Source organism: Brevundimonas sp. D3-1P (genome assembly GCF_055809335.1).
Map to the genome: position 1 here is coordinate 1,695,631 of NZ_CM147908.1, position 20,554 is coordinate 1,716,184.

Annotated in this window: 23 protein-coding genes; 11 read left to right on the forward strand and 12 right to left on the reverse strand. The window is 69.4% G+C overall.

Annotation, left to right across the window (positions count from 1 at the left end; genetic code table 11):
- Window positions 1-87: 87 nt before the first annotated feature.
- Both cysK and AC0L6G_RS08645 read right to left on the reverse strand, forming a co-directional pair.
- Window positions 88-1,080: a cysteine synthase A gene (gene cysK / locus AC0L6G_RS08640; protein ID WP_473251917.1), complete on the reverse strand. Its 993-nt coding sequence runs from the start codon at window positions 1,078-1,080 to the stop codon at window positions 88-90.
- 144 nt (window positions 1,081-1,224) lie between these two features.
- Entirely contained in the window at window positions 1,225-1,722 is a 498-nt protein-coding gene (locus AC0L6G_RS08645) for an Lrp/AsnC family transcriptional regulator (RefSeq protein ID WP_293828531.1), read from the reverse strand.
- 111 nt (window positions 1,723-1,833) lie between these two features.
- Here AC0L6G_RS08645 and AC0L6G_RS08650 point away from each other — a divergent pair, with 111 nt between their 5' ends.
- A complete protein-coding gene (locus AC0L6G_RS08650) occupies window positions 1,834-2,694 on the forward strand; it encodes an EamA family transporter (protein WP_473251918.1) in 861 nt (286 codons plus the stop codon).
- A gap of 148 nt (window positions 2,695-2,842) precedes the next feature.
- Here AC0L6G_RS08650 and AC0L6G_RS08655 read toward each other — a convergent pair whose 3' ends face one another.
- Window positions 2,843-4,330 carry a methyl-accepting chemotaxis protein gene (locus AC0L6G_RS08655; protein WP_473251919.1) on the reverse strand — a complete coding sequence of 496 codons (1,488 nt, stop codon included), beginning with the start codon at window positions 4,328-4,330 and terminating at the stop codon, window positions 2,843-2,845.
- A 175-nt stretch (window positions 4,331-4,505) separates the two neighbouring features.
- On the opposite strand from AC0L6G_RS08655, the gene fliI reads away from it, so the two are divergent.
- The 3 genes from fliI to AC0L6G_RS08670 are packed head-to-tail and all read left to right on the forward strand — an operon-like array spanning window position 4,506 to window position 7,513.
- Entirely contained in the window at window positions 4,506-5,849 is a 1,344-nt protein-coding gene (gene fliI / locus AC0L6G_RS08660) for a flagellar protein export ATPase FliI (protein WP_473251920.1), read from the forward strand.
- A 7-nt stretch (window positions 5,850-5,856) separates the two neighbouring features.
- Window positions 5,857-6,267, forward strand: coding sequence for a flagellar export protein FliJ (locus tag AC0L6G_RS08665; protein ID WP_293828539.1), 411 nt, complete (start codon window positions 5,857-5,859; stop codon window positions 6,265-6,267).
- Window positions 6,257-7,513, forward strand: a complete 1,257-nt coding sequence (locus tag AC0L6G_RS08670; RefSeq protein WP_473251921.1) for an endo-1,4-beta-xylanase — start codon at window positions 6,257-6,259, stop codon at window positions 7,511-7,513. Before AC0L6G_RS08665 ends, AC0L6G_RS08670 begins: the two co-directional genes overlap by 11 nt.
- Before the next feature lie 57 nt (window positions 7,514-7,570).
- Here the strand turns inward: AC0L6G_RS08670 and ctrA are convergent, their stop codons facing one another.
- Window positions 7,571-8,272: a response regulator transcription factor CtrA gene (ctrA, locus tag AC0L6G_RS08675; RefSeq protein ID WP_293827699.1), complete on the reverse strand. Its 702-nt coding sequence runs from the start codon at window positions 8,270-8,272 to the stop codon at window positions 7,571-7,573.
- Between the two features lie 363 nt (window positions 8,273-8,635).
- Here ctrA and AC0L6G_RS08680 point away from each other — a divergent pair, with 363 nt between their 5' ends.
- Window positions 8,636-8,989: a chromosomal replication initiator DnaA gene (locus tag AC0L6G_RS08680; RefSeq protein ID WP_291539203.1), complete on the forward strand. Its 354-nt coding sequence runs from the start codon at window positions 8,636-8,638 to the stop codon at window positions 8,987-8,989.
- Window positions 8,986-9,711 (forward strand): DUF6456 domain-containing protein, encoded by a 726-nt coding sequence (locus AC0L6G_RS08685; RefSeq protein ID WP_293827698.1) that lies wholly within the window; start codon window positions 8,986-8,988, stop codon window positions 9,709-9,711. The genes AC0L6G_RS08680 and AC0L6G_RS08685 overlap by 4 nt, the downstream gene beginning before the upstream one ends.
- Before the next feature lie 42 nt (window positions 9,712-9,753).
- Here AC0L6G_RS08685 and AC0L6G_RS08690 read toward each other — a convergent pair whose 3' ends face one another.
- Window positions 9,754-10,200 carry a SufE family protein gene (locus tag AC0L6G_RS08690; RefSeq protein WP_293827696.1) on the reverse strand — a complete coding sequence of 149 codons (447 nt, stop codon included), beginning with the start codon at window positions 10,198-10,200 and terminating at the stop codon, window positions 9,754-9,756.
- A 163-nt stretch (window positions 10,201-10,363) separates the two neighbouring features.
- Between AC0L6G_RS08690 and AC0L6G_RS08695 the strand changes: the two genes are divergently transcribed.
- Both AC0L6G_RS08695 and AC0L6G_RS08700 read left to right on the forward strand, forming a co-directional pair.
- Window positions 10,364-12,091, forward strand: coding sequence for a sensor histidine kinase (locus tag AC0L6G_RS08695; RefSeq protein WP_293827695.1), 1,728 nt, complete (start codon window positions 10,364-10,366; stop codon window positions 12,089-12,091).
- A gap of 51 nt (window positions 12,092-12,142) precedes the next feature.
- Complete coding sequence (locus tag AC0L6G_RS08700) at window positions 12,143-12,907, forward strand: hypothetical protein (RefSeq protein ID WP_293827693.1); 765 nt, start codon at window positions 12,143-12,145, stop codon at window positions 12,905-12,907.
- 14 nt (window positions 12,908-12,921) lie between these two features.
- Here the strand turns inward: AC0L6G_RS08700 and AC0L6G_RS08705 are convergent, their stop codons facing one another.
- The gene (locus AC0L6G_RS08705; RefSeq protein ID WP_473251922.1) at window positions 12,922-13,755 is read right to left on the reverse strand and encodes a hypothetical protein; all 834 of its coding nucleotides are present in this window, start codon (window positions 13,753-13,755) and stop codon (window positions 12,922-12,924) included.
- A 94-nt stretch (window positions 13,756-13,849) separates the two neighbouring features.
- On the opposite strand from AC0L6G_RS08705, the gene AC0L6G_RS08710 reads away from it, so the two are divergent.
- On the forward strand, window positions 13,850-14,179 hold the full coding sequence (locus AC0L6G_RS08710) for a DUF1491 family protein (protein ID WP_473251923.1): 330 nt from the start codon (window positions 13,850-13,852) through the stop codon (window positions 14,177-14,179).
- Window positions 14,180-14,264: 85 nt separating this feature from the next.
- Here AC0L6G_RS08710 and AC0L6G_RS08715 read toward each other — a convergent pair whose 3' ends face one another.
- The 5 genes from AC0L6G_RS08715 to AC0L6G_RS08735 form a co-directional block, all read right to left on the reverse strand.
- Window positions 14,265-14,870 carry a cysteine hydrolase family protein gene (locus tag AC0L6G_RS08715; protein ID WP_293827690.1) on the reverse strand — a complete coding sequence of 202 codons (606 nt, stop codon included), beginning with the start codon at window positions 14,868-14,870 and terminating at the stop codon, window positions 14,265-14,267.
- A gap of 1 nt (window position 14,871) precedes the next feature.
- A complete protein-coding gene (locus AC0L6G_RS08720; protein WP_291539217.1) occupies window positions 14,872-15,372 on the reverse strand; it encodes a YciE/YciF ferroxidase family protein in 501 nt (166 codons plus the stop codon).
- Window positions 15,365-15,607: a hypothetical protein gene (locus AC0L6G_RS08725; RefSeq protein WP_473251924.1), complete on the reverse strand. Its 243-nt coding sequence runs from the start codon at window positions 15,605-15,607 to the stop codon at window positions 15,365-15,367. Before AC0L6G_RS08725 ends, AC0L6G_RS08720 begins: the two co-directional genes overlap by 8 nt.
- Window positions 15,608-15,618: 11 nt before the next feature.
- A complete protein-coding gene (locus tag AC0L6G_RS08730; RefSeq protein WP_473251925.1) occupies window positions 15,619-15,924 on the reverse strand; it encodes a plasmid stabilization protein in 306 nt (101 codons plus the stop codon).
- A gap of 138 nt (window positions 15,925-16,062) precedes the next feature.
- Window positions 16,063-16,467, reverse strand: a complete 405-nt coding sequence (locus tag AC0L6G_RS08735) for a winged helix-turn-helix transcriptional regulator (RefSeq protein ID WP_291539221.1) — start codon at window positions 16,465-16,467, stop codon at window positions 16,063-16,065.
- Between the two features lie 113 nt (window positions 16,468-16,580).
- Here AC0L6G_RS08735 and AC0L6G_RS08740 point away from each other — a divergent pair, with 113 nt between their 5' ends.
- Window positions 16,581-17,333, forward strand: coding sequence for an SDR family oxidoreductase (locus AC0L6G_RS08740; RefSeq protein ID WP_473251926.1), 753 nt, complete (start codon window positions 16,581-16,583; stop codon window positions 17,331-17,333).
- Window positions 17,334-17,391: 58 nt separating this feature from the next.
- On the opposite strand, the gene lepA is transcribed toward AC0L6G_RS08740, so the two are convergent.
- Window positions 17,392-19,200 (reverse strand): translation elongation factor 4, encoded by a 1,809-nt coding sequence (gene lepA / locus AC0L6G_RS08745; protein WP_293827683.1) that lies wholly within the window; start codon window positions 19,198-19,200, stop codon window positions 17,392-17,394.
- 190 nt (window positions 19,201-19,390) lie between these two features.
- Here lepA and AC0L6G_RS08750 point away from each other — a divergent pair, with 190 nt between their 5' ends.
- Complete coding sequence (locus tag AC0L6G_RS08750) at window positions 19,391-20,554, forward strand: efflux RND transporter periplasmic adaptor subunit (protein WP_473251927.1); 1,164 nt, start codon at window positions 19,391-19,393, stop codon at window positions 20,552-20,554.

Below are 20,554 nucleotides of genomic sequence, written 5' to 3' on the forward strand. Positions count from 1 at the left end.
CGTGAGGGCCAGAGCCTGATCCAAGCGAGCGCATGATTCACGTTTTAGACGGACCCGCGCAGCGGCTCCGTCTAAAACGATCATGCTCTAAAGCCCCTCGAACAGGGCGGTCGACAGATAGCGTTCGGCGAAGGAGGGGATGATGGCCACGATGGTCTTGCCCGCATTCTCCTGGCGCGCCGCGATGCGGAAGGCCGCCGTCAGGGCCGCGCCCGAGCTGATGCCGACGGGGATGCCTTCGACGCGGGCGGCTCTTCGCGCCATGTCGAAACTGTCGTCGTTGGAGACCTGCTCGACCCCGTCCACCACCGACGGATCGTAGATGGCGGGCACGAAGCCCGCGCCGATGCCCTGGATCTTGTGCGGGCCGGGCGCGCCGCCGGACAGGACCGGAGACGCTTCCGGCTCGACCGCGATCATCTGGATGGAGGGCTTCCTGGCCTTCAGCGCCTGGCCGACGCCCGAGATGGTGCCGCCGGTGCCGACGCCGGCCACGACGATGTCGACCGCCCTCTCGGTGTCGTTCCAGATCTCCTCGGCCGTGGTGGCGCGGTGGATGGCGGGATTGGCCAGGTTCTCGAACTGCGAGGGGCTGACGGCGCCCGGGGTGCTGTCCAGCAGTTCCTGGGCGCGGGCGATGGCGCCCTTCATCCCCTTCTCGGCCGGGGTCAGCTCCAGCTGGGCGCCCAGCAGGGCCAGCATCTTTCGCCGTTCGATCGACATGCTCTCGGGCATGCACAAGATCAGCTTCAGCCCCTTGGCGGCGGCGACGAAGGCCAGGGCGATGCCGGTGTTGCCGCTGGTCGGCTCGATCAGCACCGTATCCTTGTCGATCCGGCCGGCCTCTTCCAGCGCCTCGACCATGGCCACGCCGATCCGGTCCTTGACCGAGGCGATGGGATTGAAGAACTCCAGCTTGGCCAGCACCGCGGCCCCCGGCGCCGTCTGGGCGGCGTATTCCGCCGACAGGCGCGGCAGGCGCACGATCGGGGTGTCGCCTATGGTGTCGACGATCGAGTCATAGACCTTGCCCCGACCCTTCTTCAGGTGGCGGGAGGCGTCGTAGCTGAAGTCGGACATGGGGCGGTCTCCAGTGGATCTTGCAGTTGCGCTAACAGATAGGCCGAGGCTTCGATCCGCAAGGGGCCGTGCGCGAGGATTTCTGACAACGCCGCCTATTCCCGCTCATCCCCCCCGAAAGCGGGGCGGGAACAGGGTGAGGATTCACCGCTCCAGCACGGCGCGGGCAGGGTCGAACCCCACCACCTCGCGGATCACGATCATGCTCTTGAAGCCGCGCACCCCCTTTTCGGGGACCAGTTCGCGGATGCCGAAGGCCTCGTAGGCCTGCATGGAGCGTACGGCGACGGTCAGCAGATAGTCGGTCTCGCCAGTCACGTCCCAGCAACCCTGCACCTCGGGACTGGCCTTCATGGCGCGCTGGAAGGCCTCCATGACCTTGCGGTCCTGGGTGTTCATCTCGACCTGGACATGCAGGACGATGCGCGGTTCGACGCGGGCGGGATCGATCACGGCGACGTCGGCGGCGATCACCCCCTCGGACCTCAGGCGACGCAGTCGACGCAGCACGGCGGATTCCGACAGGCCCACCGCCTCGGCCGTGACCCGCGCCGGTTCCAAGTTGTTGCGCCGCACCCGCGCCAGCAGCCGATGGTCGAAATCATCCAGGGTGACGAAATTCGTCATACGATGGCCTTTCATGACGATTTCCGTCGCATTCAAGCGGAAAAACGCCGGGAAACGCAAGCGGTATTGGGTTAGCCATCGGCCATGACTTCCGTGGCCCTGAAAACCCATTTGCGATCGCCCCTGATGGCGCGCCTGATCCCCTATCTGGCGCTGTTCGCGGGCATGCTGACCCTGGCCGGCGGCACCTCCTTCGCCAAGACCCTGTTCCCCCTGATCGGCGCCGAGGGGACCAGCGCCTATCGCGTCGGGATTTCGGCCGTGCTGCTGGTCGCGGTCTTCCGGCCCTGGCGGTTTCGGCTGACGCGCGCCGACCTGGGCGCCGTGGCCCTTTACGGCGTGGTGCTGGGGGCGATGAACCTCAGCTTCTACATGTCGCTGCGCACCATTCCGCTGGGCCTGGCCATCGCCATCGAGTTCATGGGGCCTCTGACCCTGGCGCTGATCCATTCCAGAAGGCCCGTCCATTTCCTGTGCATCGGCTTCGCCGTGCTGGGCCTGGGTCTGCTGTTGCCGTTGAAGAGCGGCGCCGGGTCGCTGGACCCGGTCGGCATGGGGCTGGCGGCCTTCGCCGGCCTGTGCTGGGCGCTGTACATCGTGTTCGGCAAGCGGCTGTCGCACCTGCACGCGGGCCAGTCCGTGGCCCTGGGCATGAGCGTGGCGGCGATGGCGGTCGTGCCCTTCGGCGTCGCCCATGCGGGGGCGGCCCTGCTGAACCCGGCGATCATCGCGGCGGGGGTCGGGGTGGCGGTCTTTTCCAGCGCCCTGCCCTATTCGCTGGAGATGGTCGCCCTGCGCGCCATTCCCAAACGCACCTTCGGCGTGGTGCTCAGCGCCGAGCCGGCGGTCGGCGCCCTGGCCGGATTGGTCATCCTGCACGAGCGCCTGACCGGCCAGCAGTGGCTGGCCATCGCCGCCATCGTCGCCGCCTCGGTCGGCGCCATCGCCACGACGCGGTCTGATCGGGTTCGGATCGAACCCGCCTGAACCTTATTCCGCTCGTCCCCGCGAAAGCGGGGACCTAGCGCTTTCGGCGTTAAACGCCGGGCTTGGGTCTCAAGGCGCCCTTCCCATCGCCCTGCCCCGCAAAAGGACTGGGTCCCCGCTTTCGCGGGGATGAGCGGATGCAAGGCGGTCAGAACGCCTCCCAATCCTGGCTCGCCGCCGTCGCGGCGCCCCCGCCGGCGAAGGCGCGGATGCGGGCGCGTTCGCGGGCCAGAGGGATGGGGGCGGACGCCGACAGGTCGTGGACGCGCGGCTGGGCCTCGCCGGTCTCGAACCGTTCGACCAGTCGCGCCAATTGGTCCGTCTCGGTCTTCAGGCTGAGGGCCGCCGCCGTCGTCTGTTCGACCATCGCCGCGTTCTGCTGCGTGACCTGGTCCATCTGGTTGACGGCGCTGTTGACCTGGCCGAGGCCGGTCGCCTGCTCCTGGGCCGAGGCGGCGATCTCGGAGACCAGGGCGTCCATCTCGGCCACCTTGACCGCGATGGCCGCCAGCGCCGCGCCGGTCTCGTTGACCAGCCGCACCCCTTGCGCCACCTCCTGGCCCGAGGTGGTGATCAGGGTCTTGATCTCCTTGGCGGCCTCGGCCGACCGCTGGGCCAGGGCGCGAACCTCGGACGCCACGACCGCGAAGCCGCGCCCCGCCTCGCCCGCGCGGGCCGCCTCTACCCCGGCGTTCAGGGCCAGAAGATTGGTCTGGAAGGCGATCTCGTCGATCACGCCGATGATGTCGCCGATCTGCGCCGAACTGCGCTTGATGCCGTCCATCGCGGCTACGGCCTGGCGCACCACCTCGGCCGAGCGATCCGCCTCGGTCCGAGCCCCGGCCGCCGCCGTCGAGGCCTGGCGCGCGCCGTCCGCGCTGCGCTTCACCGTGGCGGTGATCTGGTCCAGCGCCGCCGCCGTCTCCTCCAGGCTGGCGGCCTGCTGTTCGGTGCGCCGCGACAGGTCGTCCGAGGCGCTGGAGATTTCGCCCGCCCCGCCGCGCAGGGCCGCGATGGCCCCCAACGCCTGGCCCAGGGTCTGGCGCAGGCTTTCGACCGCCGCATTGTAGTCGTCGCGCACCCGCACATGGTCGCCCTGGACGGCGGCGTCGATCCGCGCGGTCAGGTCGCCCGCCGACAGACGCCCCAGCGCCCCGGCCAGGGCCTCGACCAGCACCGTCTGGGCCTTTTCCGCCTCGATCCGCAGCGCCTCGCGCCGCGCCGCCTCCTGCTCGTGGGCGGTGATGTCGATGGCCAGCTTCACGACCTTCGCCGGCCGGCCGTCGGGGCCGAACACCGGGTTGTAGGAGGCCTGGAGCCAGACCTCGCGCCCGCCCTTGGCCAGCCGCCGGAACTTGGCCGCCAGGAACCGACCGGCGTTCAGGTCGCGCCAGAAGGCGGCGTAGTCGGGCGAGGCGGCCTCGACCGGGTCCATGAACAACCGATGGTGGGCGCCCCGGATCTCTTCCAGCGTATAGCCCATCGTCGTCAGAAGGTTCGGATTGGCGTCGACGATCACGCCGTCCAGATCGAATTCGATCACCGCCTGGGATCGGCCGATGGCGGCCATCTTGCCGTCCAGGTCGGCCAACCGATTTTGCGCCTGGACCTGCGCGTCGCGTCGTTTGGAGAACACAGCCCCCGCCCTTCTCGCTCCGAGGCGTCCGCTCGCCTCGGTTGCAAGATTAGCCCGCCAATTGGTTGCCAAACCCTTTCTTGTTCAGGTTGTAACGCAGGCGTGACTTCGGCCCGCTTCATCCGTCGTTAACCACGATGGCGCATCTGATCGGGGACTGTCCCTGGGGTGAAGCTTGCGCAATCTCGTCGCCGCCGTCGAAGCGATCGATCCGCTGGTCGTCACCGGCAAGGTCGCGGGCGTGTCGGGCCTGCTGATCGAATCGCGCGGCGGCCTGTCGCGCCTGGCGGTCGGCGCCCGGGCCGAGATCGGGCGGCGCGGCCACGATCCCTTGCCCGCCGAGGTGGTCGGCTTCCGCGATTCCAAGGCCCTGTTGATGCCGTTCGGACCCGTAGAGGGCGTGGCCCCCGGCGCCGACATCCGCATCATCGATCAGGCCGCCAGCGTGCGCCCCTCCACCGCCTGGCTGGGCCGCATCATCGACGCCTTCGGCCAGCCCATCGACGGCAAGGGGCCGCTGCCCCAGGGTCCGGCGCCCTACCCCTTGCGCGCCCCGCCGCCGCCGGCCCATTCGCGCGGCCGGGTGGGCGAGCGGCTGGACCTGGGCGTGCGGGCCATGGACGTCTTCACCACCACCTGCCGGGGCCAGCGCCTGGGCATCTTCGCCGGATCGGGCGTGGGCAAGTCGGTGCTGCTGTCGATGCTGGCCAAACAGGCGACCTGCGACGCCGTCGTGGTCGGCCTGATCGGCGAACGGGGCCGCGAGGTGCGCGAGTTCGTGGAGGAGACCCTGGGCGAAGAGGGGCTGAAACGCGCCGTCGTGGTGGTCGCCACCAGCGACGAGCCGGCCCTGAAGCGGCGTCAGTCGGCCTATATGACCATGGCCGTCGCCGAATATTTGCGCGACCAGGATCTGGAGGTGCTGTGCCTGATGGACAGCGTCACCCGTTTCGCGATGGCCCAGCGCGAGATCGGCCTGGCGGCGGGCGAACCGCCGACCACCAAGGGCTACACCCCCACCGTCTTCACCGAACTGCCCAAGCTCTTGGAGCGCGCCGGTCCCGGCCCGATCCGGCCGGACGGAACGACGGCGGCCCCGATCACCGCCCTGTTCACCGTGCTGGTGGACGGCGGCGACCATGACGAGCCGATCGCCGACGCCGTGCGCGGCATCCTGGACGGCCACATCGTCATGGACCGCAAGATCGCCGAGCGCGGCCGCTTCCCGGCCATCGACGTGCTGAAGTCCGTCAGCCGCACCCTGCCCGCCTGCCAGACCCTGCCCGAGCGCGAGCTGAACAAGCGCGCCCGCCAGTGCCTGTCGGCCTACGCCAACATGGAGGAGCTGATCAAGATCGGCGCCTATCGCGCCGGCGCCGACCCCATCGTGGACCGGGCCATCGCCCTGAACCCCGCGCTGGAGGATTTCCTGGGTCAGGACAAGGACGATGCGACGCGTCTTTCCGATTCCTTTACCCGGCTGGAAGCAATCCTGAACCAAGGCATGATCAGAGAGTGACGACGAAATGACCGCTTGGGCTCAATCCCTGATCCGCATCTCCAACTACGAGGTCGAGACGCTGCAGAAGCGCCTGGCCGAGATCGCCGAGCGCCGCGCCGGCGCCGAGGTCCGCCTGGCCGTTCTGGACGCCGAGGCCGAGGCCGAACGCGACCGCGCCCGCCTGGACGCCGAGGCGGGCATGATGCTGGGCGCCTATCTGAACGGGTGGAAGGCCAGGAAGGCCAAGGCCGAGGGCGACCTGACCGTGCTGGACGCCGAAGAGGCCGGGGCGCGCGACGCCCTGACCGGCGCCTTCGAGGAGCTGAAGAAGTTCGAGCACGTCGCCGAGACCACCCGCCTGAACCGGCTGGTCGCCCAGGCCAGGCGCGAAACCGCCGCCTTCGACGAACTGGGCCTGCGGAAACGTGCGGTCTGATTCAAAAGATCCTCCCCCGCATCGCGGGGGAGGGGGACCGCGCGCAGCGTGGTGGAGGGGGAGGACGCCGCACGGACCCTCGACGTCAGATCGTGCTCAACACGTCGACACTCCGTTTGGGGTCGCCCCCTCCACCGCTTCGCGGTCCCCCTCCCCCGTTCCGCTGCGCTCCTCGGGGGAGGATTTTTCCCGCCGCGCGATCCTCGCCGCCCCCCTGGCCCTCGCCGCCTGCGACCGGTTCGCCTCGGCCGAGCCGTCGCCGCCCAGCGTTCCGCCGCTGAAATCCATCGCCCCGGCCCCGTTCGGGACCTGTATCAAGGCCGGCCAGATCGACGATCCCGACTGGGTCTCGCTTGCCCGCGCCAACGTCTCCCAGCTCACGCCCGAGTGGGAGATGAAGATGGAATACATCCTGGCCGACGGCCTTGACCGGCCCCGGTTCGACCGTTCCGACCGCATCGCCGCCTTCGCGCAGCAGCAGGGCATGGCCCTGCATGGCCACGTCCTGATCTGGTATGCGCAGGGCGAGGCGGCTTTCCAGGGCCTGTCGGGCGCCGCCTTCGACCGGGCCTTCGACGGCTATATCGCCGCGGTCGCGGGCCGGTATCGCGGCAAGGTCCGCAGCTGGGACGTGGTCAACGAACCGATCCTGGACGACGGCTCGGGGATGCGCGACTGCCGCTGGAGCGCGCGATACGGCCAGGACGGCTACATCCTGCGCGCCTTCGAACAGGCGCGGGCGGCCGATCCCGAGGCGGTCCTGTTCCTGAACGAATACAATCAGGAGAGCGTCCCGGCCAAGGGCGCCCAGTTCCTGAAGCTGGTCGAGCGGCTGCTGAAGGCGGGCTGTCCGCTGCAAGGGCTGGGCTTGCAATCCCACCTGTGGATCGACGTCCCCGAAGGCGTCATCGCCGCCTATATGCGCGAGGTCGCCCAGTTCGGCCTGCCCATCCATGTGTCGGAACTGGACTGCACCCTGCGCAGCGAGGACCGGCTGGATTTCCGCAGCCAGGCCGACCGCATCGCCGCCCAAACCGCGCGCGTGACCGAACTGGCCCAGGCCTTCGCCGCCCTGCCGGAACGCCAGCGTTTCGCCTTCACCGTCTGGGGCCTGCGCGACACCGACAGCTGGTATCGCCAGGGCGACAAGGACGACGGCGAGGACAAGCCCCTGCCCTTCGACAGCTTCGGCCGCCCCAACCCGATGGCGGCGGCGATCGCGACGGGGTTCAAGACAACCGCCTGAAACTGAAAACGCCCGCCGTTTCCGGCGGGCGTTTCGAAATCGGGGTTAGAAGACCGATCAGGCGGCGACGCTGGCGGCGCCCTCGGCCGGGTCGCGCAGGACGTAGCCGCGGCCCCAGACGGTTTCGATATAGTGTTTGCCGTCGGCGGCGGTGGCCAGCTTCTTGCGCAGCTTGCAGATGAAGACGTCGATGATCTTCAGCTCGGGCTCGTCCATGCCGCCGTACAGGTGGTTCAGGAACATTTCCTTGGTCAGGGTCGTGCCCTTGCGCAGGCTGAGCAGCTCCAGCATCTGGTATTCCTTGCCGGTCAGATGCACCCGGTGGCCGTTCACCTCGACCGTCTTGGCGTCCAGGTTCACGGCGATCTCGCCGGTGTGGATGATGGCCTGGGCGTGACCCTTGGAACGGCGGACCACGGCGTGGGTGCGCGCGATCAGCTCGTCCTTGTGGAAAGGCTTGGTCATGTAGTCGTCGGCGCCGCCGCCGAAGGTCTTGACCTTGGTTTCGATCTCGTGGCTGCCCGACAGGATCATGACCGGGGTGTTGACCTTGCCCACGCGCAGCTGGCGCAGGACTTCCAGGCCGCTCATGTCCGGCAGGTTCAGGTCAAGAAGAATGAGATCGTAGTCATAGATCTTGCCCAGATCGATGCCTTCTTCGCCCAGGTCGGTCGTGTAGACGTTGAAGCCTTCCGACTTCAGCATCAGTTCGATGCTTTGGGCAGTTGCGTGATCGTCTTCAATCAACAGGACGCGCATTCGTGCCCCTCCAGGCCATGGCTTTGCGGTAACGACCCTGGCTTACGCCCGAGTAACCTTGTTCGCAGGTTAAGACGTGAAAACCTTAAGAAGGGTTAACGCCATCCGATTGAGGCGAATCTAGGCTGATTTGCGAATCGGCGTCGAGTGGGCCGAGTCAAGGATTCGGAATTTATTAACCCTGTCCGTCGCGACGGGCGGCCGCGCGGGGCGGCCGTCCATCATAACGCCCCGCCCGCAACCTCAGGGCGGCCAAGGCGAAACGACCGATTTTGACGTCGTGTAGGTTTTTATTCCTATCTCTAGGTCGGGAGCGCCTATCGTGTCGGCGTTGGATTTCGAGCAAGCAGGGAGGCGTTCGCCGTGGAGGACTATATCGTGCCGGTCAGCGAGGAGGACCGGATCAAGGCCGGGCTGGCCATCCATCTGGTCGCCGCCCGCACAGGAGCGCGCCCGTCGCAGATGATCGGCAAGGGTCGGATGCATCCGCGCGCCGCGCGCCCGCGCTGGCTGGCCATGTATCTGTCGCACATCGCCTTCGGCTGGACGCTGGAGCGGGTCAGCCATGTCTTCGGCGTCAATCGGGCCAGCGTCGGTGCGGCCTGCCGCTGGGTCGAGGACGAGCGCGACCGGCGCACCGTCGACGACCTGCTGAACGAACTGGAGACCTGCATCCAGGGCCTGTATCAGCCGCCCGTGCTGGACCTGGCGCGATGAGCCGGATCGTGGAGCGCGCGCGGGACCTGATGACCCGGCCCGGCGCCTGGCTGGCGCCCCAGGACAAGGGCGGCGGCTATGCGCTGCGGCTGTCGGCGGATCGGCGCAGCCGGATCAGCCTGACGCTGACCGAGGCCGAGTTCCGCGACCTGGTCGAGCGGCCGGGCCTGCGCGCCCGGCCCGGCGGCGGCTGGCAGGCGCGCCCGGTCGCCGAGACCGTCGCATCCGCCCCGCCCGGACGGCCGGGCATGGTCCTGGGCGAACGCGACCTGATCCAGCCCGACGGGCGGCTGGCCCGGCGCGCGGCGAATCTGGGCGAAAGCCCCATCGCCTGGCTGGCGCGGCGCAAGGACGTGTCGGGCCGGCCGTGGCTGACCCCGGCCGAGGCGGCGGCGGGCGAACGGCTGCGGCGCGAGGCCGAGTTCGCCCTGCGCGGCCCGTCCGTGACCATGCGCTGGGACGCCCTGCCGCAACACGGATCGGGAAGCGCGGGGACCGCAGCGCGGCTGGAGCCGACCGACCGCGCCCTGTCGGCCGCGCGCCGGGTGGAGGCGGCGCTGGCCGCTGTCGGCCCACGCCTGCGACCTATGCTGAGCCGCATCTGCATCCACGGCGACAGCCTGCAACTGGCCGAAACGGGCCTGGGCCTGCGCCGCCGCCAGGGCAAGACGGTGCTGAAACAGGCGCTGCAGGCGCTGGCCGAACACTATGGCGTCGGGTGATGTCAGACGAAGCGCACACATTGCACCCCTTTTCGGCGAAGGTCAGCCGGCCGCCAGCGCCGCCTCTCTGATCCGCCCCACCATGCTGTTCAAGCCGTTGGCGCGCTGGCGGGTCAGCGCCGAGGGCAGACCCAGACGGTCCAGCGCCGCCTTGGCGTCGAAGGCCAGGATCTCGGACGGCGAGCGGCCCGAGTACAGTTTCAGCAGCAGGGCGATATTGCCCTTGGACAGGGCGCTGTCGCTGTCGGCGGCGAACCACAGACGGCCGTCCGCCGGGGTCACGGCCAGCCAGACCTGGGCGGCGCAGCCCGGCACCTTGTTGGCCTCGGTCCGATCCGCATCCTCCAGCGGGGCCAGCCCCCTGCCCAGTTCGATCACATATTCGATCCGCTGCTCCCAGTCGCCCAGCAGGTCGAAGTCGTCGATCAGTTCGGCCAGGGTCTGGTCCAGACTGTCGGTCGGAGGCGTGCGGTCGGGCGCTGCGGTCATGATGCGCGAGATAGGCCGACCCGCCGTTAACGACAACCGGCCGTTTTGTCCCCCGGTATTCATGGTGAACGTCGCGACCGGGTTCGCCTGAGGGGGGAGCGGCCTCGCGCCGACTCAAGGGCGCGACTAGTCTTGAGGCGGACATGAACACCGGCCCCGCTGCTTGACCTCACCCGCCCGCCCCTTCCCGCACGACGACCGACGCCCGGCTCCGCATGGCGGCGACGACGGGGTTCGGGACGGCGCGCCGCCGGCGGCGCCCCTGCTCGCCCTGTGGCACGCCGTCTGGGCCGTTGCGGTCAGCCTGACGGCCCTGTCGGCCCAGATGCTGGACGGGTTGCGCGACGGGCCGTTGGCGGCCCTGCTGATCATGGCCCTGCCCGGCGTGCTGGGGGTGGCGCTGATGGTGCGCGACACCCTGGGCCTGCGGCTGGGGATCATGGTCGGCTGGCTGGTCGCGGCGACGGCGGCGGCGGGTCTGACGGGGGGCGTGACCGGCGCCCTGCCCGGCCTGGTCGCCCTGCCCCTGGCGGCGGGGATCGCCCTGGATCACGACCGGACGGGCCGCGACGGCCTGACCTGGCTGGGCGTGTTCGGCGTCCTCCTGCCGATCTTCAGCGGCCTGACCTCCAGCTGGCTGAACGGGCCGGAGGCGCAAGCCCCCCTGCTGGCCGCGGCCTCGGCCTTTCTGGCGCTCGGGGCCGTCGGCTCGGCCCTGCGCCTGACCTGGGGCCAGCGCCGGCGCCGCCTGGCCCTGGCCGAAAGCCAGGCCGAACGGATCGCCGCCCTGCTGGCGGACCAGCCCGCCCTGACCCTGTTGCTGGAGCCGTCGGGCCGGGCGGTCGCGACCTGGGGCGCCGCCCCGCCCGCCCTGTCCGTGCCCGTCCTTTTGGACCAAGGGCTGATCGCCGGCGTCCACGCCCCGGACCGGCCCGTCGTCTCGGCCGCCCTGTCGCGCGCCCTGTCGGGCCAGACGGCCGAGGTGCAGTTCAGCCCCCGCAGCGCCCTGGACCGGCGCGTGATCCTGATCGCGGCGCCGTTCGTTCACGCGGGCGACCCGCCCCGCCTGATCGCCCAGGCGTTCGACGGCACGGCCCAGTTCGCGCGGGAGCTGGGCCTGGAGACCGCCCGCGTCGAGGCCGAGGCCCAGTCCGCCGGCAAGACCCGCTTCCTGGCCAATATGAGCCACGAGCTGCGCACCCCCCTGAACGCCGTCCTGGGCTTCGCAGACATCATGCGCCAGCGCCTGTTCGGCCCCCTGCCCGAGCGTTACGCCGGATACGCCGACGCCATCCACCAGGCGGGCGGCCATCTGCTGGACCTGATCAACGACGTGCTGGACCTGTCCAAGATCGAGGCCGAACGCTATCAGCTGGCCATGGCCGAGTTCGACGCGCGCGACGCCGTCTCGGCCGCCGTGGCCCTGGTCCGGCTGCAGGCCGACGACAAGGGGGTCGATCTGGCCGCCGTCCTGTCGGCCGAGCCGCTGAGGGTGCGCGCCGACGCCCGCGCCCTGAAGCAGATGGCGCTGAACCTGTTGTCCAATGCGGTCAAATTCACCCCGGCCGGCGGCGCCGTCACCCTGACGCTGGACGCGGACGGCCCGGACCTGGAGCTGGCGGTGTCGGACACCGGCGTCGGCATCGCCCCCGAAGACCTGAAACGGCTGGGCCGCCCCTTCGAACAGGCCGGCGGCGCCGACCAGAAGGCGCAAGGCACGGGCCTGGGCCTGTCCCTGGTCCGCAGCCTGACCGAACTGCACGGCGGCCGCATGACCATCGACAGCACCCTGGGCGAAGGCGCGGCGGTGGTGGTGCGCCTGCCGGTGATGGCGGCGTTAGGCGCGGATGCAGCCGTCGACGGAGCGGTGTCCGGCTCAGTCGAGGCTTGACGTCTCCGGGCGTCTGCTTTCAGCCTCTCGCCTTGATCAAGGGGACCGACCATGCGGCGTCTATTGTCAATGTTGCTTACGGCCGCGCTGAACACCGCCTGCTTAACCGGCGCCGCATCGGCGGTAGCGCAGACCGGAGACGACTGGGAGTTCGCCGAGGATGCATCGCGGAACCTGACCATCGCCGCCATCCGCTTCGACGCGGGACAGGCGATCATCGCTCAATGCAGCGCGGGCGAACTGAAGATCGCCTTGCAGGGTCTGCCTGAGCGAGCCGGTCCATTACACCGTCTGCAGGCCGAACGCGCCGACGGAAGGACCGATCTCCAGACATGGCGAGTGGGCGTTGGCCGCACGTGGCTCAGCGGCGCACCGGCTCGCGACGCGCGCTTCCTGCGCGTCGGAGGCGTTCTGAAGCTCCAGTCCGACGCGGGACAGTCCTCGCCCATCAGCGCGACCTTCGACCTGCCGACCGAGCACGCCAATCTGGACCGGGTACTGGCGGCCTGCGGTTACGCCTTGACCGATGATCGAGACGCCCTCGCCAGGGCGGACGCCATGCTGGCGATCACGACCTCCGACAGCGGCTCCAGCGTCGGCGCGCCGGGCCGCGCGATGGAAGTAAGCTGTATTGTCCGCAGCGGCGCCTATCGAGACTGCCGCGTCGATCACATGATGCCGGGCCAGCGAGAAGCCGGAGCCCGTAGAGAAGCGACACGATGGAACGGCAAGCGCGTCAATCCCGCTGATGCGGCGGCCAACGAGGGCCGTGTCGCCTACATTTACATTCCCTTGCTGATGGTCGTGCAGGGGTAGCTCGAAAGCGCCCCCTACACCTGCCCCATCGCCAGGAACGCGCGGCCCGCCGGGAAGTCGCCGGCCTCGAAGGTGGAGCGGGCGATGCTGCCGTCGCGGAAGACGAACTCGACCGTGAAGACCTCGCGCGGGTCCAGCCGCGACAGGGCGTCGGCGGCGGCGGCGGGGAAGACCCAGACCTGGCCCTCGGCGCGGCCCTCGGCCAGCAGGGCGCGGTCCGCCGCCTGGACCCCGGCGGCCCAGAAGGCGCGGCGCTGCACCGCCGGCGGCAGGCCCCGCGACAGCCACGGACGGGGCGCCACGCCCGCGTCGCGCATCACGATCCTGACCCCCGTCGGGCGCGATCGCCCGCGCCACGACACCACGGCCGCCAGCTGGTCGGGCCGGTCCATGCCGCCCACCACGCCGAACCGCACCGGCGAGGCGCCGGTCGTGGTCGCCTGCATCAGCCGCCAGGTCGGGCGGGAATAGGCGGCGCGGTCGGCGCTCCAGCCGGCGCGGTCGCCGGGAAACTGCATCCGCGTCGTGCGCGACCAGCCGGAAAAGGCCGTCTGCACCCGGCCCTGAACCGTCTTCAGGTCGGCCGAGCCGCACGGGGTGACGCCCGCCCGCGCCCGCGCCCGCTGGGCCGTCTCGGCCAGTTGCCGGTCGTTTGCGCCCGCGCGCAGGGCCGCGCCCCGCGCCTGGTAGGCGGCGGCGGTCAGGGCGGCGGTCAACTGCGGCTCGAACAGGCCGCAGCGGTCGTTGGCGGCCAGCACGAAGGCGCGCTCGTAATAGCGGTCCTGCGGCGCGGCGAAGGCGGCGACGGGGGTCGCGGCGATCAGCAGGGCCGTGATCGGGGCCGACATCAGGGCTTGGGTTCGCCGGGGAGAAGAGCCTATCCTCATGTCCCGACCCTAGCGGCTCAGCGTTGGGGTTCCGTGTGCGAGCAGGGTTAGCGAATTGCTTCTTTCCAGCGACCTGTGGGTCAGCGCCCTGATCCGCCGCGCCCAGATCGAGGGCGCCTACGCCACCGTGGTCAATAAGGGCGACGACCGCGCCGGCTCGGTCATCGTCAAGGCCTATGACGCCTCCACCCGCACCGCCCGCCTGTTCACCGAGGCCTTCGGCCCCGACGGCGACCGGCTGTGGATCCAGCCCGTCACCTCGGACAGCGAAAGCGAGCTGGACGCCTATATCGCCCGCCAGCGCGGCTACGACCCCGACCTATGGGTGGTGGAGATCGAGGACAGGCAGGGCCGGCATTTCATCACCGAGACGGTGCGGGAATAGGGCCGCCCAGCCTGCGCTCTCGAACGCGCTCCACGGTCCCCGCCTCGTCGCGATGCATGCGACCAGACGTCAGGCGGACCAGATGTCAGGCCGACCAGGCGGCCAGAACCTCTTCGCTTTCGGCCGTCTCGACCTGGACGGCGAACCGATCGTGATACAGGGCCATCAGGGCGTCGTGCGGTTCGTCGGCGGAACTGCATACGGCGTCGGAGACCACCACCACCCGATAGCCCAGGTCGACCCCGCCCAGCACCGCCGCCAGCACGCAGACATCGGTTTCCGCCCCGGTGACGACCAGGGTGTCGACCCCGCTGCGGCGCAGCACTGCGTCCAGGTCGGTGGCGATCCAGGGCGAATAGACCCATTTGTCCAGCACCCAGGCCGGCGGGACGAACCGCTGGAGCGGCACGGCCAGGTCGATCAGGCCGGGGGCCAGCCGCTCTCGCGTCATCTGCGGCCAGCGCGTCCAGTAGTCCTTCCACCGGCCCCGCCCATCGCCCGGCCGATCCGCCGGGATGAAGCGGGTGAAGCAGGTGCGTTCGGCATGCCGTTCGCACAGGCCGACGATGACCGGCAGCACCCGCTCCGCCCAGGGCGCGCGCCATTCCGTGTCCTCCACGAACATCCGCTGCATGTCGATGCACAGATGAACGGCGGTGGCCGGAATGGCGTCTCGCAGCCCGTGGCCCATGTCAGGCGGCGGCGCCTTGCGCCTTCGCATTGGCCTTGGCGTCGGCCAGGGCCGTCAGGCTTTCGTCGGTCTTGGACTCTTCGGTCAGGGTCTCGTCCAGCAGGCGGGCGGCGTCGTCGTAGCCCAGCAGCGTGGCCCAGCGTTTCAGGGTGCCGTAGCGGGTGATCTCGTAATGCTCCACGGCCTGCGCCGCCGAGATCAGGCCGGCGTCCAAGGCGTCGGTCCCTTCGTATTCCTCCAGGATCTCGTCGCCTTCGGCCAGAATGCCCTCGATGGCGTCGCAGGTCTTGCCCTGGGCGCGCTTGCCGATGATCTCGAACACCTGCTGCAGGCGCTCGATCTGGCCCTCGGTCTCTTCATAGTGTTTGTCGAAGGCGGCTTTCAGCTCGGGCGCCTGGGCGCCCTTGGACATCTTCTTGAGGCCCTTCAGGATTTTGCGCTCAGCGTAATAGATGTCCTTGAGGGTGTCGTAGAACAGGTTGTCTAGGGTTTTCTCAGCCATCTTGGTCTCCTGGTTTTGCGGTGGGTGATGAAGGTTTCGCCTCCGACGGGGACGGAGGGGAATCGGCGTCGGCGTGGTGTTCGATGCGGCCGCTTTCGACCTCGGCGCGGGCGAAGACCTCTTCCTGCCCGTCCTGCAGAAGCTGGTCCTCGGGTCCGCCCAGGCCGCCCTGGGCCAGGCCCGATCTGCTGTCTGGGCGGCTGTCCGGGCGGGGCGGGATCGGCGCGCGGTCCATTTCGGGGTTCGTCAATGCGCGGCCTTGCGGCGACGGGTCTCCCAGCCCTTGCGGGCGGCGGCGGAGCGGTCGGCCTCGGGGCGCGCCGCAGCGGCCGCGCCGCCCTTGCGACCGCCCTTGCGGGCGGCGGGATGGCCGGTGGACTTGCCGCGTCCCAAGCCGCTTTTCTTGCCGCCCCCGTCGTCCTTGTTCACGGTGGCCCAGGCGCGTCGCTCGGCCTCCTTTTCGGACACGCCGCGCTTCTCGTAGCCCTCGGCGATATGATCGGCCTTGCGCTCCTGCTTGTCGGTATAGGCGGACTTGTCTCCCCGGGGCATGGTCTTCCTCCTGGCGTTTCCGCCAGAACAACACGCAACCCCGGTCGCGGTTTCAGCTTGAGCGCAAGGATCGGTCGACCGCCGCTTGCGTGCGAAGGCGAACCGGGCCGGCGAGGCGCCGTGAGGGGGCGCCGGGCGCTATCCCTTTCGCCCGTCGAAGGCCGCGCGCGCGGCCTCGATGCGGTCGATGTTCCGTTCGGCCCAGGTCCAGACGCCGCAGAAGGCTTCGGCCAGAGTGAGGCCCAGGTCGGTCAGCCGGTATTCGACCTTGGGCGGGATGACGGGGTGGACGGTGCGGATCACCAGGCCGTCGCGCTCCATCTGGCGCAGGGTCTGGGTCAGCATCTTCTGGCTGATCCCGCCGACCAGGCCGCCGAGGCGGGTGAAGCGCTGCTCGCCGTGTTCGGCCAGGACCTCCAGGATCAGCATCGTCCATTTGTCCGCCACACGGCCGATCACGTCATTGACCAGGGCCTCGACGCGGGGATCGGCGTATTCTCCGGTCTCGGGATGCGAAATTCTTGCAGGCGGAACGGCCGTCATATCCAAATCTTTCACTCGGGTAAGTATGGCGACTTTTGGTGCCTGCTTTCCAATGGAGAGCGTCAGCCATACCTCGTCTGTCGCAACGACGCACCCCGTCAGGAGAGACACCCATGAACATCACCGGCAACACCATCCTGATCACCGGCGGCGGCTCCGGCATCGGCCGCGCCCTGGCCGAGGCCCTGCACGCACGCGGAAACCAGGTCGTCATCACCGGCCGCCGCGAGAGCGCGCTGAAGGCGGTGGTCGAGGCCAATCCGGGCATGGCCTGGGCCGCGCTGGACGTCGCTGATCCGGCCGCGATCCGCGCCTTCGCCGCCCAGGTCGTTCGCGATCACCCCGCCCTGAACGTGGTCATCAACAACGCCGGCATCATGCTGGCCGAAGACCTGAAGGCCGAGCCGTTCGACCTGGACGTTGTGGAGGCGACCATCACGACCAACCTGCTGGGGCCGATCCGCCTGACGACGGCGCTGCTGCCGCATCTGCGGGCACAGGCGGCGTCCACGGTGATCACCGTGAGCTCGGGCCTGGCCTTCGTTCCGCTGGTGGCCACGCCGACATACAACGCCACCAAGGCGGCGATCCATTCCTGGACCCAGTCGCTGCGGCATCAGCTGGCCGACACCTCGGTCGAGGTGCTGGAGCTGGCCCCGCCCGCTGTGGCCACCGACCTGATGCCGGGCCATGCGGAGAACCCCAACTCCATGCCGCTGGCCGACTATACGGCCGAGGTCATCGGCCTGATCGAACGGGGCGAGACGCCGCGCGGCGAAATCCTGGTCGAACGGGTCAAGCCGCTGCGGTTCGCCGAGGCGAATGGCTACGAGGCGGTGTTCGAGCGTCTGAACGGGGCGCACTGAGGCGGGCGCAAGCTCGACGTTCTCCCTCCCCCTGCGGGGGAGGGAAAGGCTTAAGTGATCAATCCTCGTCCATCTTCAGGGCGGCGATGAAGGCTTCCTGCGGGATTTCGACCTTGCCGAACTGGCGCATCCGCTTCTTGCCGGCCTTCTGCTTCTCCAGCAGCTTCTTCTTACGGGTGGCGTCGCCGCCATAGCATTTCGAGGTCACGTCCTTGCGCAGCGCCCGCACCGTCTCGCGGGCGATGATCTTGCCGCCGATGGCGGCCTGGATCGGGATCTGGAACAGATGCGGCGGGATCAGCTCCTTCATCTTCTCGACCATGCCCCGGCCGCGCGTCTCGGCGCGGGCGCGGTGGACCAGCATGGACAGGGCGTCGACGGGCTCGGCGTTGACCAGGATGGACATCTTCACCAGGTCGCCGACCTTGTATTCGGTGATCTCGTAATCGAACGAGGCATAGCCCTTCGAGATCGACTTCAGCCGGTCGTAGAAGTCGAACACCACCTCGTTCAGCGGCAGCTCATAGACCACCATCGCCCGATTGCCGACGTAGGACAGTTCGATCTGCTGGCCGCGACGGTCCTGGCACAGCTTGATCACGCCGCCGAGGTATTCGTCGGGCGTCAGGATGGTGGCCTTGATCCAGGGTTCGGCGATGGTCTCGATCTGCATCACGTCGGGCAGGTCGGCCGGGTTGTGCAGGTCCATCTCGGTCCCGTCGCGCAGGCCGATCTTGTAGACGACCGACGGCGCCGTGGCGATCAGATCGAGGTTGAACTCGCGGCTCAGGCGCTCCTGGATGATCTCCAGGTGCAGCAAACCGAGGAAGCCGCAGCGGAAGCCGAAGCCCAGCGCCGCCGAGCTTTCCATCTCGTAGGTGAAACTGGCGTCGTTCAGGCGCAGCTTGCCGATGGCGGCGCGCAGGTCCTCGAAATCGGCGGCGTCCACCGGGAACAGGCCGCAGAAGACCACCGACTGGACCTCCTTGAAGCCCTTCAGCGGTTCGGCGGTCGGCCTCTTCTCGTCGGTGATGGTGTCGCCGACGGCGGCGTGGGCCACTTCCTTGATCTGGGCTGTGATGAAGCCGACCTCGCCGGGGCCGAGCTGGTCCACGGGCGTGTTCTTGGGCAGGAAGACGCCGACCCGGTCGATCAGGTGGGTCGAGCCGTTGCGCATCATCTTGACCCGCATCCCGGTCTTCAGCACCCCGTCGAACACCCGCACCAGCACGACGACGCCGAGGTAGGGGTCGTACCAGGCGTCGACCAGCATGGCCTTCAAGGGCGCGTTGGCATCGCCCTTGGGCGCCGGGAGCTTGGTGACGATGGCCTCCAGCACCTCCTCGATGCCGATGCCCGACTTGGCGCTGGCCAGGACGGCCTCGGAGGCGTCGATGCCGATCACGTCCTCGATCTGGGCGCGGACGCGATCCGGCTCGGCGGCGGGCAGATCGACCTTGTTCAGGACGGGGACGATCTCGTGGTTGTTGTCGATGGCCTGATAGACATTGGCCAGGGTCTGGGCCTCGACCCCTTGCGAGGCGTCCACGACCAGCAGGGAGCCTTCGCAGGCGGCCAGCGAGCGCGACACCTCATAGGCGAAGTCCACGTGGCCGGGCGTGTCCATCAGGTTCAGGATATAGTCCTGGCCGTCGCGCGCCCTGTAGGTCAGGCGCACGGTCTGGGCCTTGATGGTGATGCCCCGTTCCTTCTCGATCTCCATGTTGTCGAGCACCTGCTCGGACATCTCGCGCGCGGTCAGGCCGCCGGTGTGCTGGATCAGCCGGTCCGACAGGGTCGACTTGCCGTGGTCGATGTGCGCGACCACGCTGAAGTTCCGAATGTTCGAGATAGGGGGAGTCGTCATCCGCGCGCCCCTATCACGCGCAGGGGCCGGGGGCCAGCGCAGGGCGCGATCCGAGCCTCCCGCAGTTCCAGATTAAGGCTTTGCAACAATCGCTTTCGCCGTTTCGGGGCGACGCGGGACATTGTATGAAGCCCGGCTCGGCCGCGCCTGCCCACGCGGTCGCTTCGCCTGAACCGTGAGGAACGCCGCCTTGTCCAAGACGACCCGCACCCGGCCCGCCTTCGGCGCCGTCGCCCCCTCGGTCCTCGTGCTGTCGGCCCTGCTGCTGGCCGGCTGCGGCGGCCATGGCGAGGACAAGACGGCGGAGAAGACCGCCGGCGGCTCGCGCCAGACCGTCAGCGTCGCCGCCGTGGCCCAGACCAGCCTGAACCGCACCGTGACCGCGTCGGGCACCGTCTCCGCCTGGGAGGAAGTGCCGGTCGCGGCCGAGACCGGCGGCCTGACCGCCGTCGCCGTCTATGTGGACGAAGGGTCCTACGTCCGTCAGGGCCAGCCCCTGGTGCAGATGAACGACGTCCTGCTGCGCGCCCAGCTGCGCCAGCAGCAGGCCCAGGTGCAGTTGGCCGAGGCGAACGTGGCGCGCGACGACGCCGCCCTGGACCGCGCCCAGCAGTTGAAGGAACGCGGCTTCCTCAGCCAGGCGTCGCTGGACACGGCCCTGGCCAACCAGCGGTCCTCCACGGCCAATCTGTCGGCCGCCCGCGCCGCCCTGGCCCAGACCCAGACCCAGCTGTCCCAGGCCACCGTCCGCGCGCCCGTCGGCGGCCTGATCGTCAGCCGCAGCGTGACCAAGGGCCAGATCATCGCCGCCGGGACCGAACTGTTCCGCATGGTCCGCGACGGCCGGCTGGAGCTGGACGCCCAGGTGCCCGAGACCGAACTGGGCCTGGTCCGCGCCGGCCAGTCCGCGACCGTGACCTCCAGCGAGGCCGGTCAGACCACCGGCTCGGTCCGCATCGTCACGCCCCAGGTGGACGCCTCGACCCGGCTGGGCCTGGCCCGCATCTCCCTGTCGCCCGGATCGCAGCTGCGGCCGGGGATGTTCGCGCGCGCCGACATCGCCGTGGGCGACCAGCCGGCGACCACCGTGCCGACCGGCGCGGTGCTGTACCGCGAGAACAAGCCCGGCGTCTTCGTCCTGAACGGCGACGGCACGGTGCATTTCCAGCCGATCACGGTGCTGTCGCGCACCGACGCCCTGACGGCGGTCTCGGGCGTCAACGCCGGCGCGCGCGTCGTGGTGGACGGCGCGGGCTTCCTGAACGAGGGCGACCGCGTCAACGTGGCCCCGGCCGTCGCCGCCCAGCCCGCCGCCGGCCAGCCTGCCGCCGCTCAGCCCGCCGCCGCCAACTAG